This is a genomic window from Streptomyces sp. WAC 04229 (assembly GCF_003947455.1).
Taxonomy (GTDB): domain Bacteria; phylum Actinomycetota; class Actinomycetes; order Streptomycetales; family Streptomycetaceae; genus Streptomyces.
The window spans coordinates 1-12,098 of sequence record NZ_QHJH01000213.1 but is presented as its reverse complement, the minus strand read 5'-3'; the positions used below and the strand labels follow the sequence as shown (position 1 = coordinate 12,098).

Genomic DNA, 12,098 nt, shown 5'->3' with positions numbered 1-12,098 from the left:
CTCGCGGCCCCCGACCCCTCGAAGAGCCCGACGCCCACTCCCCCCGCGTCGATGTCGACCATGGGCGGCGCGCGGCTGGGGAAGCCGGGCACGCAGGTGGACCTGGCGGGCGGGGCGCCGGTACTGCCCAAGGACATCACCGCCCGTTCCTGGATCGTGGCCGACGCCGAGTCCGGCGACGTGCTCGCCGCGCACAACGCGCACTGGCGGCTGGCCCCGGCGAGCACCCTGAAGATGCTGTTCGCCGACACGCTGCTGCCGAAGTGGCCGAAGACCACCGAGCACAAGGTGGCGGTCTCCGACCTCGCGGGCATCGGCGCCGGCTCCAGCCTGGTCGGCGTCAAGGAGGAGGAGACCTACACCGTCCACGACCTGTGGCTCGGGGTCTTCCTGCGCTCCGGCAACGACGCCGTGCACGTGCTGTCCGCGATGAACGGCGGCGTCGACAAGACCGTCGCGGACATGAACGAACACGCCGAGGAGCTGCAGGCCCTCGACACCAACGTGGTCAGCCCCGACGGCTACGACGCGCCGCACCAGGTCTCCTCCGCGTACGACCTGACGCTGTTCGCGCGCTCGGGGCTCCAGAAGAAGGACTTCCGCGAGTACGCCTCGACGGTCCGCGCGAAGTTCCCCGGCCAGACGGAGAAGGACAAGAAGGGCAAGACGACCCGCAAGCCCTTCGAGATCCAGAACACCAACCGGCTGCTGTCCGGCGACTCGGACATGGACGTGTACCCGGGCATCGCGGGCGTGAAGAACGGCAACACCACCAACGCGGGCGCCACCTTCACCGGCGTCGCGGAGCGGAACGGCAAGGTGCTGCTCGTCACGGTGATGAACCCGGCCAAGGACGAGCACAACGAGGTCTACAAGGAGACGGCCCGCCTGTTCGACTGGGGCTTCGCGGCGGCCGGCAAGGCGCGGCCGGTGGGCGAGCTGGTCCGGCCGAGGAGCGCCGCGCAGGCGAGCCCCGGGCCGGACGCCTCCGGAGAGGCCGGCGGCACCGGGAAGGGCTCGGCGGGCACCGGGCCGGTGGCGGGCGCGACGGCCTCGGACGGCTCCGGCGGGGTCGGGATCGCGGCCGGTGTCGCGGCCGGGGTGCTGGTGCTGCTGGCCGGCGGCGCGTTCCTGGTCAACCGGAAGTGGCCGCTGCCGGACCTGGTCCGCCGCCGGACCCGCCCGTGACGTCGGGGGCGTCGGCGCCGTCGCCGTCGCCCCCGCTCCCGGCCTCCTGCGCCTTGCTCCCGGTCGCCGTCCAGGAGGCCGCGAACAGCAGCAGCTTCGAGGTGAAGTTGATCCACAGCAGCAGGGCCACGGGGACGCCGAAGGCGCCGTACATGCTCTTCGCCGCGACCCCCTGGATGTAGCCGCTGATCAGCAGCTTCAGCAGTTCGAAGCCGATCGCGCCGATCAACGCCGCGACGACCAGGCGGCGGCGCTCGGGGTGGACGCCGGGGAGCAGGGTCAGCACGTACAGCAGCAGGAGGAAGTCGGCGAGGACGGCCACCGCGAAGGCGGCGACGTAGAGCAGGACGCCGCCGACGCCGCCCTCGGCCAGGCCGATCGAGCGGATGATCCAGCCCACCAGCGCCGAGGCGACGGTGGAGATGGCGACGGTGATCAGCAGCGCGCCGCCGAGACCGACGAGGACACCGGCGTCCTTGGCCCGGTGCAGGACCGGGTTCTCCTCCTCGTCGGGCAGCTCCCAGACGGCGCGCAGACAGCCCCGGGTGGCCTCGACCCAGCCCATGCCGGTGAAGAGCAGCAGCAGGCCTGAGATGAGGCCGACGGTGCCGGCGTTGTCCACGAGGCCCTGGATGTTCAGCTGGTCGGCGATGCCGGGGATCTGCTCGGCGATCTTGTCCTGGAGCTGGTCCTGCTGCTTCTTGCTGAGCGTGGCGGCGGCCACGGCGGCGGCCAGGCTCAGCAGCGGGAAGAGCGCGACGAAGCTGGTGAAGGTCATGGCGGCGGCCAGCCGTGCCCACTTCACCCGGTCGAGCCGTTCGTACGAGCGCCACGCGTGCGTGGTCATCAGGCGCGCGATATACGGTCCCACGACGGGGAGCTTCTTCAGCCAGTCCATGATCCGACCCTGCCCCCGCTCGTCCCGGTCCATGATCTCGTCGGGCCACCGGATCCGTCCGCGGCCCGGAAGACCAGTGTTCTTGTGCCCCAGAAGCGCAGGATCGTGCCCAGGACCATGCCGATTCCGGCGCCGGAGACGGTGTCGGCGCGCTGCGAGGTGAGGCCGAGGCCGTAGTGGCTGACGGTCAGGCAGAGCAGTTGCACACCGGCACCGGCGAGGTTCACCGCGACGAACACGGCGCAGGGGCGCAGTCCCCGGGGGCGGGTGTGCCGGTAGGTGCCCAGCGCGTTGCCCGCGTACGCCACCGCGCAGCCGGCGACGAAGGACAGCGTCTTGGCGCCGAGCGGGCCGAGGCCCGCGGGGCCGCGCAGGCAGGTGAAGAGGCCGAGGTCGACGGCGTAGGCGAGCAGGCCCACGGAGGCGAAGCCGGCCAGCTCGCGCCGGCCGGCTACCAATTGGCCACCGCCAGGCCGTACATCGCCACCCAGACCGCGCCGATCAGCGCGAGCGCCCGGTCGCGCAGGACGACGTCCTCGGGTTCGCCCGCGGTGCCGCGGTCGGCGAAGACGGCGTAGCGCAGGACGGCGAGGACGAAGGCGACCATGGACAGCTGGCGCCAGGGCAGCACGCTGGTGTGCGGGACGCCGCCCTCCTCCATGGCCCACAGGCAGTAGCCGAGGACGGCGACACCGGCCGCGAGCTGCCAGACGAAGCGGAGGTAGCCGGTGGTGTACTCGGTGAGCAGTGCGCGGGTGGCGCCCTCCTGCCCGGCCATCTGGACGGCCTCGGAGTACCGCTTGGCGGCGACCATGAACAGCGCGCCGAAGCCGGTCGTGATGAGGAACCAGCGCGACAGGGGGATGCCGAGCGCGAGTCCGCCGATCATCGCCCGCATCAGGAAGCCGGTGGTGACGACGGCCAGGTCGACGACGAGGACGTGCTTGAGGGTGACGCAGTACGCCAGTTGCATCGCGAGGTAGGCGGTCAGCAGGGCCGCGACGGACGGCGGGCACAGCCAGGCCGCGGCGAGGGGCGCGAGAACGCCCAGGAGGCCGCCGGCGGCGTACGCGAGCGGCACCGGGACCTGTCCGGCCGCGACCGGGCGGTGCCGCTTGACCGGGTGGGCGCGGTCGGCTTCGGCGTCGCGGGCGTCGTTGACGAGGTAGACGGCCGAGGCGCAGGCGGTGAACAGCACGAAGACCAGGGCGAGCCGGCTCAGCGCGGGCACCGAGAACAGCTCGCCCGCGGCGGCCGGGGCGGCGACGACCAGGACGTTCTTGACCCACTGGCGGGGGCGTGCGGTCCGGAGCAGGCCGCTCAGCACGCCCTTCGCGGGGGGCGTCGCGGGCTCCCCCGGCCGCTGCGGGGCGCGTTGCCTCAGGACGGCCGTGTCAGTCACGGGTGCCTCCTCGCATCCAGCGGGCGCCGAGCCGGGCCGTGAGCGCGCCCAGGGCCGCGCCGGCCGCGACGTCCGAGGGGTAGTGGACCCCGACGACCAGCCGGGAGGCGCACACCGCGGCGGCCAGCGGCCGGACGGCGGGCACGCCGAGCGCGCCGAAGGCGACGGCGGCGGCCGCGGCCGAGGTGGCGTGGGAGCTGGGGAACGAGTGCCGCCCGGCGGTGCGCACCAGGGGCACGACGTGTGCGGGGCGCGGACGGCGCACGACCCGCTTCAGGGCCATGCTGACGACGTGGGCGCCCGCCGTGAGCGCGGTGCCGCGCAGCCAGGCCTCCCGCCGCGCGCGGTCCACGGCGGCTCCCGCGAGACCCGCGGCGAGCCACAGGCCCGCGTGCTCCCCGGCCCAGGACAGGGCGCGCGCGGCGCCGGCCACGCGCGGGTCCGTGCCGCAGGCTCTGAGCGCCGTGACGATCCGGTGGTCCATGTCGTCGAGGTCGTCCATGCCGACTCACTGTTCCCGCCCGCCGGACCGGAAGGACGGCACGATCGAGCGACATACCATTAATCACCCGTTTCGGGTATGTGCATGATGTTTTGGAACTAATCGTTCTCATAGGGGCGATACGGTCACCGGCATGTCTGCCGACACCGACTGGGGTCCCGTCACGGGCTGGGGCCGCACCGCCCCCACCGCGGCCCGTCTGATCCGCCCGCGGACGTACCAGGAGGCCGCCCTGGCCGTCCGGGAGTGCGGGACCCGCGGCGGCATCGCGCGGGGGCTGGGACGGGCGTACGGGGACGCCGCGCAGAACGCGGGGGGCGCCGTGCTGGACATGACGGCCCTGGACCAGGTGCACGCCGTCGACGTCGCCGGCGGCACCGTGCTCTGCGACGCGGGCGTCTCCCTGCACCACCTGATGGAGGTGCTGCTGCCGCTCGGCTGGTTCGTGCCGGTGACGCCCGGCACCCGCTACGTGACGGTCGGCGGGGCGATCGGCGCGGACATCCACGGCAAGAACCACCACGTGTCGGGGTCCTTCGCGCGGCACGTGGTCTCCCTGGAGCTGCTCACCGCCGACGGCGGGGTCCGCACCGTCACCCCGGGCACGCCCCTGTTCGACGCGACCGCCGGAGGCATGGGCCTGACCGGGGTGATCCTCACCGCGACGCTGCGGCTCCACCCGGTCGAGACCGCGCTGATGTCCGTCGACACCGAGCGCGCCGACGACCTGGACGACCTGATGGCCCGTCTGACGGCCACCGACCACCGCTACCGCTACTCGGTCGCGTGGATCGACCTCCTCGCGCGCGGCCGGGCGACCGGCCGCGCGGTGCTCACCCGCGGCGACCACGCCCCGCTGGACGCGTTGCCCGCCGGCTCCCGCGCACGGCGGGCGCCGCTGGCCTTCCGCACCTCGCGCCTCCCGGCCGCCCCCGACCTCGTCCCCGACGGGCTCCTCGGCCGGACCACGGTGGGCCTGTTCAACGAGGTGTGGTACCGCAAGTCCCCCCGGTTCAGCCGGGGCCGGCTCCAGCGGATCTCCACGTTCTTCCACCCCCTGGACGGCGTCCCGCACTGGAACCGGATCTACGGCCGCGGCGGCTTCGTGCAGTACCAGTTCGTCGTCGGCGAGGGCCGGGAGGACGCGCTGCGCCGGATCGTGCGGCGCATCTCGGACCGCCGCTGCCCGTCCTTCCTGGCCGTCCTCAAGCGGTTCGGCCAGGCCGACCCGGGCTGGCTCTCCTTCCCCGTGCCCGGCTGGACCCTGGCCCTGGACGTCCCGGCGGGCCTGCCCGGCCTCGGCGCCTTCCTGGACGAGCTGGACGAGGAGGTCGCGCAGGCCGGCGGCCGGGTCTACCTCGCCAAGGACTCGCGGCTGCGGCCCGAACTGCTCGCCGCGATGTACCCGCGCCTCGACGACTTCCGCGCGCTGCGCGCGGAGCTGGACCCGCGCGGGGTGTTCGTGTCCGACCTGGCCCGCCGCCTCGCCCTCTGACCCTTCTGGAGCTGTCGTGAAGGACGCCTTCGGCCTCCCCCAGTCCCTGCTCGTCCTCGGCGGTACGTCCGAGATCGCGCTCGCCACCGCCCGCCGCCTGGTGGCCCGCCGCACCCGCACGGTGTGGCTGGCCGGCCGGCCCTCCCCCGCCCTGGACGCGGCCGCCGAGCAGCTGCGCGGCCTCGGCGCCGAGGTGCGCGCCGTCGCCTTCGACGCGCTCGACCCCGAGTCCCACGAGGAGGCGCTCGGCAAGGTCTTCGCCGAGGGCGACGTCGACCTGGTGCTGCTGGCCTTCGGCATCCTGGGCGACCAGGCGCACGACGAGCGCGAGCCGCTGAACGCCGTGCGGGTCGCGCAGACCAACTACACCGGCGCGGTCTCGGCGGGCCTGGTCGCCGCCCGGGCGCTCCAGGCGCAGGGCCACGGCTCCCTGGTGGTGCTCTCCTCGGTGGCCGGCGAACGGGCCCGGCGCGCCAACTTCATCTACGGCTCCAGCAAGGCCGGCCTGGACGCCTTCGCGCAGGGCCTCGGCGACGCGCTGCACGGCACGGGCGTGCACGTCATGGTCGTACGCCCCGGGTTCGTGCGGTCGCGGATGACCGCCGGGATGGAGGAGGCGCCGCTCGCCACGACGCCCGAGGCGGTCGCCACGGCGATCGAGCTGGGGCTGCGGCGGCGCTCGGAGACGGTGTGGGTGCCCGGCGCCCTGCGGGTGGTGATGTCGGCGGTGCGGCACCTGCCGCGGGCGCTGTTCCGGCGGCTGCCCGTGTGACGTCCGGCCGCCGGGCGGGCTCGGATCACCGGCCGGGCAGCGAGCCGCTCTCCACGCGCCCGGCCTGCGGGGGCACCGTGGCGCTGCCGAAGGGGAACTCGCGCAGCTTGCGCCACACCCCGTCGGGGCCCTGCTCGTAGAGCGCGAAGCCGGTGCAGGACCACTGGGCCGCGTAGTCGGACAGCTCCTCGTAGGCGCGGTCCATCGCGGCTTCCTCGATGCCGTGCGCCACCGTGACGTGCGGGTGGTACGGGAACTGCAGTTCGCGTGGGACGGGGCCGGACGCGTCGCGCACCCGCTTCTGGAGCCAGGAGCAGGCCGCGGCGCCCTCGACCACCTGGACGAAGACCACGGGCGACAGCGGACGGAAGGTCCCGGTGCCGGACAGCCGCATCGGGAAGGGCCGGCCGCGCGCCGCCACCTCCGCCAGGTGCGCCTCGATCGCGGGCAGCGCGCTGCCGTCGACCTCGGTCGGCGGCAGCAGGGTGACGTGCGTGGGGATGCCGTGAGCAGCGGCGTCGCCGAAGCCCGCGCGCAGCTGCTGGAGCTGGCTGCCGTAAGGCTCCGGAACCGCGATCGACACGCCGATCGTTACGGTCCCCACGTCGTCTCCTGTCGTTACGTGTCACTCGTCGTATGTCGCTGTGTCGGACACCCGGCTATCGACTGTACGGCCACGACCGTGCCCGGGGCAGGCGCAACGGGAGTGATGTGCAGCGCTACGGCGGCATGCCGGGGCGCACGGCGGGGCCGGGACCGGGGCCGGGCGGTGGCCCCGGGTCAGTGCTTGGCGGGCAGGAAGCCCACCATGTCGTACGTCCGCGAGAGGGTCTCGGCGGCGACGGCGCGTGCCTTCTCGGCGCCCTTGGCCAGGATCGAGTCCAGCGTCTCCGGGTCGTCCAGGTACTGCTGGGTGCGCTCCCGGAACGGGGTCACGAACTCGACCATCACGTCGGCGAGGTCCGTCTTGAGCGCGCCGTAGCCCTTGCCGGCGTACTTCTCCTCCAGCTCGGCGATCTCCGTGCCGGTGAGCACCGAGTAGATCGACAGGAGGTTGCTGACGCCCGGCTTGTGCTCGCGGTCGAAGCGGATCACGGTGTCCGTGTCGGTGACCGCGCTCTTCACCTTCTTCGCGGTCGCCTTGGGCTCGTCCAGGAGGTTGATCAGGCCCTTCGGCGTGGACGCCGACTTGCTCATCTTGATCGACGGGTCCTGGAGATCGTAGATCTTCGCCGTCTCCTTGAGGATGTACGGGGAGGGCACGGTGAACGCCTCGCCGAAGCGGCCGTTGAAGCGCTCGGCCAGGTCGCGGGTCAGCTCGATGTGCTGGCGCTGGTCCTCGCCGACCGGGACCTCGTTGGCCTGGTAGAGCAGGATGTCCGCGACCTGGAGGATCGGGTACGTGAACAGGCCGACGGAGGCGCGTTCGGCGCCCTGCTTGGCGGACTTGTCCTTGAACTGGGTCATGCGGCCGGCCTCGCCGAAGCCGGTGAGGCAGTTCATGACCCAGGCGAGCTGGGCGTGCTCGGGCACGTGGCTCTGCACGAAGAGCGTGCAGCGGTCCGGGTCCAGGCCGGCCGCCAGGAGCTGGGCGGCGGCCAGCCGGGTGTTGGCCCGCAGTTCCTTCGGGTCCTGCGGGACCGTGATCGCGTGCAGGTCGACGACCATGTAGAACGCGTCGTGGGTCTCCTGGAGGGCCACCCACTGGCGGACGGCGCCGAGGTAGTTGCCGAGGTGGAACGAGCCGGCCGTGGGCTGGATGCCAGAGAGTACGCGAGGGTGGTCATTCGCCATGCCCATCATTCTCTCAGAGAGATCGGCGGGTTCCGTGCGTGGGGAACTGCGGGCCGTGTGCGGCTGGTCGCCCACACGGCGGCAGCCGCACATCCGGCATGCTCAGCCGAGGTCGATCTCCGGGTAGAGGGGGAAGCCCGCCACCAGGTCCGTGGCCCGCCGGGCGATCTCCTCCGCCACCTTCTCGCCCAGGACGTGGGACGCCTTCGACGGGGCGCCCGACTTCGTCGTGCCCTGTTCCGTGGTCGTCAGGACGCGGTCGATCAGGCCCGCGACCTCGTCCATCTCCGCCGTGCCCAGGCCACGCGTGGTGAGGGCCGGGGTGCCGATGCGGATGCCGGACGTGTACCAGGCGCCGTTCGGGTCGGACGGGATGGCGTTGCGGTTGGTGACGATGCCGGAGTCGAGGAGCGCGGCCTCGGCCTGGCGGCCGGTGAGGCCGTAGGAGGACGCCACGTCGATCAGGTTGAGGTGGTTGTCCGTGCCGCCGGTGACCAGGGTGGCGCCGCGCCGCATCAGGCCCTCGGCGAGGGCGCGGGCGTTGTCGACGATGCGCTGGGCGTAGTCCTGGAACGCGGGCTGCCTGGCCTCGGCGAGGGCGACGGCCTTGGCGGCCATGACGTGCGGGAGCGGGCCGCCGAGGACCATCGGGCAGCCGCGGTCGACCTGGTCCTTGAGGGAGTCGTCGCACAGGACCATGCCGCCGCGCGGTCCGCGCAGCGACTTGTGGGTGGTCGTCGTCACGATCTGGGCGTGCGGGACCGGGTCGAAGTCGCCGGTGAGGACCTTGCCCGCGACGAGACCGGCGAAGTGCGCCATGTCGACCATGAGGGTCGCGCCGACCTCGTCGGCGATCTCGCGCATGATCCGGAAGTTCACCAGACGGGGGTACGCCGAGTAGCCCGCGACGATGATCAGCGGCTTGAACTCCCGGGCGGAGGCGCGCAGGGCCTCGTAGTCGATGAGGCCGGTGGCCGGGTCGGTGCCGTAGGAGCGCTGGTCGAACATCTTGCCGGAGATGTTCGGACGGAAGCCGTGGGTGAGGTGGCCGCCGGCGTCCAGGGACATGCCGAGCATCCGCTGGTTGCCGAAGGCCTGGCGCAGCTCGGCCCAGTCCGCGTCGGTCAGGTCGTTGACCTGGCGGGCGCCCGTCTTCTCCAGGAAGGGCACCTCGACGCGGGCGCCGAGGACGGCCCAGAAGGCGACCAGGTTGGCGTCGATGCCGGAGTGCGGCTGGACGTAGGCGTGCCGGGCGCCGAAGAGTTCGCGGGCGTGCTCGGCGGCGAGGGACTCGACGGTGTCGACGTTGCGGCAGCCGGCGTAGAAGCGGCGGCCGACGGTGCCCTCGGCGTACTTGTCGCTGAACCAGTTGCCCATCGCGAGGAGGGTGGCCGGGGAGGCGTAGTTCTCCGAGGCGATCAGCTTGAGCATCTCGCGCTGGTCGGCGACCTCCTGGCCGATGGCGTCGGCGACGCGGGGCTCGACGGCGCGGATCGCTTGCAGCGCGGCGCGGTAGGCGACGGACTCGGGGGTGAGGTCTGCGGACACGGGGGCCTCCGGACGTTGGAATCAGCGTTCAGGTCGGCCCAGGCGCTCGGCACATGTCGCTCGGGCCGCTTCCCGATGGTTCATCCCATCCTTGCGCGCCAGTCACGGCCCGGGGCCAGGCTACCGGAAAGCGTCTGCCGGGTTGCTGTGTGTACCGGGGTACGGGTGCGTGGGGGCTGGTCGCGCAGTTCCCCGCGCCCCTGGGGGCCTGCGGCCCCCTCCAGGGCGCTAGAGGATCACGTGGGGCAGGAAGCGGGCGTACTCGTCCGTCACCAGGCCCGACGACTCCCTGATGCCCAGGCCCGCCGACTCGTTCTCCACCACCCAGGCGCCGAGGACCACGCGGTTGCCGTCGAAGTCGGGCAGCGGGGCGAGGGCCTGGTAGCAGCAGGGCTCGGTGCGGGGTGCCGGGTCGGTGCCGGGTTCGTGGATCGTCACTCCGGCGCCCTCGCGGCCCAGCAGCGGCTTGGCCACCCAGCCCGTCGTGCCGGCCAGCTCTCTCGGGCCGTCCAGATAGGCCGGCAGGAGGTTGGGGTGGTCCGGGTACAGCTCCCAGAGGACGGCCAGCAGGGCCTTGTTGCTGAGCAGCATCTTCCAGGCGGGCTCGATCCACAGGGTGGTGCCCGTGCCGCCGCCGTTGTCGAGGGTGTCCAGGACGTGCCCGGCGAAGCGGTCGGTGGTGAGCCACTCCCAGGGGTAGAGCTTGAAGAGGCTGCGGATGAAGCGCAGCCTGTTGTCGACGAAGCGGCCGGAGAGGCGGTCCCAGCCGATCTCCTCCATGGAGATCCAGTCGGTCTCGAGACCGGCCTGTTCGGCGGTCTCCTTGAGGTAGGCGACCGTCATCAGGTCCTCGCCGAGTTCGTCGTCCGAGGAGTGCGCGAAGTACAGGGGGTTGCCGGGCGGGAGCAGCGCGGCCTGCTTCTTCCAGGCGTCTACCAGGCGCTCGTGCAGGCTGTTCCACTGGTCGGCGCCGGGGAAGCGCTCCTCCATCCAGAACCACTGCGGGGACGCGGCCTCGACCAGGGAGGTCGGGGTGTCCGCGTTGTACTCCAGGAGCTTGGCGGGCCCGGTGCCGTCGTAGCGCAGGTCGAAGCGGGCGTAGACGGAGGGGAGTTCGGCGCGGCGGTGCCAGGCCTCGGTGACCGCCCGGACGATACGGGGGTCGGTGATGCCCAGGTCGGCGAAGCGGTCGCGGGTGACGATGTGCTCGGCGGCGGCCAGGCACATGCGGTGGAGTTCCTCGACGACCTCCTCCAGCGCCTCGACCTCCGGCAGGGAGAAGACGTAGTGGGCGCTCTCGTCCCAGTAGGGGCGCAGGGAGCCGTCGGGGTAGCGGGTCAGGGGGTAGATCAGGCCCTGTTCCTCGACGGTCTCCTGCCAGCCGGTGCGCGGGGTGATGGTGCGGCGTTCCACGCGCTCAGCCTCCGCCGCTGCCGCCCGAGCAGCCGAAGCCGCCCCGGTCCACGGCCTCGGACCGGCTGAAGGTGCCGTCGTCGGCCCAGCCGCCGCTCACGTCGGCGTCGTAGTACCAGTCGGCGTCGGCCGAGGTCCTCTTCTTGCCGCCCTTGCCATAAGAGCTGCCGGACGAACCCGACTTGCAGTTCTGGTCGGAGACGACCTTGTAGCCGTTGAGGTAGTCGTAGCTGTCGCGGTCCACGCACCGGCGGTCGGGGTCCGAGCCGCAAGCGCTCAGGGCCGCCGCGAGCATTCCCATGCCGCCGAGCACCACGGTGCTCGACCGCAGCCGTCGCCGGGTCTCTGCCATTTCCTCGTCTCCCCGTTGTCCGTGCGGTTGTACGACAGTTGGGCCGATCGAGTGTACGGCCCCCGTCGCGGGTGGACTTTACGGCAGCGCCCGGCACAGGGCGTCCAGGGCCCCCGCCCAGGCATGGTCGGGCGGGGTGCCGTAGCCGACGACGAGGGCGTCCAGCGGGGGGACGTCGGCGTCGGGGTGGCGGAACATGGAGAGGCCGTGGACCGCGAGTCCCTGCCAGGCGGCGGCGCGGACGGTCTGCCGCTCGGTGCCGGGCGGCAGTTCGAGGACGGCGTGGAGTCCGGCCGCGATGCCGGTGACGCGGACTCCGGGCGCCCGTTCGGTGAGGGCGGCGACCAGGGCGTCGCGGCGGCGCCGGTAGCGCAGGCGGGCGGAGCGGACGTGGCGGTCGTAGTCGCCGGAGCCCAGGAACTCGGCGAGGGTCAGCTGGTCGAGGACGCCCGGGGTGCGGCCCGCCATGCCGTCCATGATCTCCTCGACGAGCGCGGGCGGCAGCACCAGCCAGCCCAGGCGCAGGGCGGGGGCGAGGGACTTGCTGGCGGTGCCGAGGTAGACGACGCGGTCGGGGTCGAGGCCCTGGAGGGCACCGACGGGCTGGCGGTCGTAGCGGAACTCGCCGTCGTAGTCGTCCTCCAGGACCAGGCCGCCGGTGCGGCGGGCCCAGTCGATCAGCGCCGTCCGGCGCTCGGGGAGCAGCGGGAGGCCGAGGGGGAACTGGTGGGAGG

At 72.8% G+C, this 12,098-nt stretch carries 13 protein-coding genes and 1 riboswitch; of the genes, 3 read left to right on the top strand and 10 right to left on the bottom strand.

The features are described 5' to 3' along the window. Window positions 1-1,188 (top strand): D-alanyl-D-alanine carboxypeptidase family protein (locus DMH12_RS33200; RefSeq protein ID WP_260474432.1); only part of this gene is annotated, 1,188 nt, incomplete at its 5' end. On the opposite strand, the gene DMH12_RS33195 is transcribed toward DMH12_RS33200, so the two are convergent. From DMH12_RS33195 to DMH12_RS33180, 4 genes are read right to left on the bottom strand one after another with little or no spacing between them, the layout of a single operon-like run. Beyond that, window positions 1,136-2,086, bottom strand: a complete 951-nt coding sequence (locus tag DMH12_RS33195; RefSeq protein WP_312023983.1) for a YihY/virulence factor BrkB family protein — start codon at window positions 2,084-2,086, stop codon at window positions 1,136-1,138. The two genes, DMH12_RS33200 and DMH12_RS33195, sit on opposite strands and share 53 nt — an antisense overlap. After that, window positions 2,074-2,544, bottom strand: a complete 471-nt coding sequence (locus DMH12_RS33190; RefSeq protein WP_125495086.1) for a GtrA family protein — start codon at window positions 2,542-2,544, stop codon at window positions 2,074-2,076. The genes DMH12_RS33195 and DMH12_RS33190 overlap by 13 nt, the downstream gene beginning before the upstream one ends. Further along, complete coding sequence (locus DMH12_RS33185; protein ID WP_125495085.1) at window positions 2,538-3,488, bottom strand: decaprenyl-phosphate phosphoribosyltransferase; 951 nt, start codon at window positions 3,486-3,488, stop codon at window positions 2,538-2,540. Before DMH12_RS33185 ends, DMH12_RS33190 begins: the two co-directional genes overlap by 7 nt. Next, window positions 3,481-3,990: a phosphatase PAP2 family protein gene (locus DMH12_RS33180; RefSeq protein WP_125495084.1), complete on the bottom strand. Its 510-nt coding sequence runs from the start codon at window positions 3,988-3,990 to the stop codon at window positions 3,481-3,483. Before DMH12_RS33180 ends, DMH12_RS33185 begins: the two co-directional genes overlap by 8 nt. A 133-nt stretch (window positions 3,991-4,123) precedes the next feature. Here DMH12_RS33180 and DMH12_RS33175 point away from each other — a divergent pair, with 133 nt between their 5' ends. Both DMH12_RS33175 and DMH12_RS33170 read left to right on the top strand, forming a co-directional pair. Further along, window positions 4,124-5,485: an FAD-binding protein gene (locus DMH12_RS33175; RefSeq protein ID WP_125495083.1), complete on the top strand. Its 1,362-nt coding sequence runs from the start codon at window positions 4,124-4,126 to the stop codon at window positions 5,483-5,485. A 16-nt stretch (window positions 5,486-5,501) separates the two neighbouring features. Beyond that, window positions 5,502-6,257: a decaprenylphospho-beta-D-erythro-pentofuranosid-2-ulose 2-reductase gene (locus DMH12_RS33170; RefSeq protein ID WP_125495082.1), complete on the top strand. Its 756-nt coding sequence runs from the start codon at window positions 5,502-5,504 to the stop codon at window positions 6,255-6,257. Window positions 6,258-6,282: 25 nt separating this feature from the next. On the opposite strand, the gene DMH12_RS33165 is transcribed toward DMH12_RS33170, so the two are convergent. The 6 genes from DMH12_RS33165 to DMH12_RS33140 form a co-directional block, all read right to left on the bottom strand. Continuing rightward, on the bottom strand, window positions 6,283-6,861 hold the full coding sequence (locus DMH12_RS33165) for a 2'-5' RNA ligase family protein (protein ID WP_125495081.1): 579 nt from the start codon (window positions 6,859-6,861) through the stop codon (window positions 6,283-6,285). Between the two features lie 176 nt (window positions 6,862-7,037). Beyond that, window positions 7,038-8,051, bottom strand: coding sequence for a tryptophan--tRNA ligase (gene trpS / locus DMH12_RS33160; protein ID WP_125495080.1), 1,014 nt, complete (start codon window positions 8,049-8,051; stop codon window positions 7,038-7,040). A gap of 102 nt (window positions 8,052-8,153) precedes the next feature. After that, window positions 8,154-9,599, bottom strand: a complete 1,446-nt coding sequence (locus DMH12_RS33155) for a glycine hydroxymethyltransferase (protein ID WP_125495079.1) — start codon at window positions 9,597-9,599, stop codon at window positions 8,154-8,156. A 29-nt stretch (window positions 9,600-9,628) separates the two neighbouring features. Continuing rightward, window positions 9,629-9,715, bottom strand: a riboswitch (ZMP/ZTP riboswitch). Window positions 9,716-9,827: 112 nt separating this feature from the next. After that, window positions 9,828-11,012: a glutathionylspermidine synthase family protein gene (locus tag DMH12_RS33150; RefSeq protein ID WP_125495078.1), complete on the bottom strand. Its 1,185-nt coding sequence runs from the start codon at window positions 11,010-11,012 to the stop codon at window positions 9,828-9,830. 4 nt (window positions 11,013-11,016) lie between these two features. Beyond that, a complete protein-coding gene (locus DMH12_RS33145; protein WP_125495077.1) occupies window positions 11,017-11,364 on the bottom strand; it encodes a hypothetical protein in 348 nt (115 codons plus the stop codon). A 78-nt stretch (window positions 11,365-11,442) separates the two neighbouring features. Next, window positions 11,443-12,098: PLP-dependent aminotransferase family protein (locus DMH12_RS33140; protein WP_148107569.1), on the bottom strand; the 656-nt coding region annotated here is incomplete at its 5' end.

What these genes read in the sequence shown, in the direction of transcription:
- trpS (WP_125495080.1), bottom strand. Translation starts at nt 8,051, where the DNA reads ATGGCGAATGACCACCCTCGCGTACTCTCTGGCATCCAGCCCACGGCC.
- DMH12_RS33175 (WP_125495083.1), top strand. Translation starts at nt 4,124, where the DNA reads ATGTCTGCCGACACCGACTGGGGTCCCGTCACGGGCTGGGGCCGCACC.
- DMH12_RS33180 (WP_125495084.1), bottom strand. Translation starts at nt 3,990, where the DNA reads ATGGACGACCTCGACGACATGGACCACCGGATCGTCACGGCGCTCAGA.
- DMH12_RS33195 (WP_312023983.1), bottom strand. Translation starts at nt 2,086, where the DNA reads ATGGACTGGCTGAAGAAGCTCCCCGTCGTGGGACCGTATATCGCGCGC.
- DMH12_RS33145 (WP_125495077.1), bottom strand. Translation starts at nt 11,364, where the DNA reads ATGGCAGAGACCCGGCGACGGCTGCGGTCGAGCACCGTGGTGCTCGGC.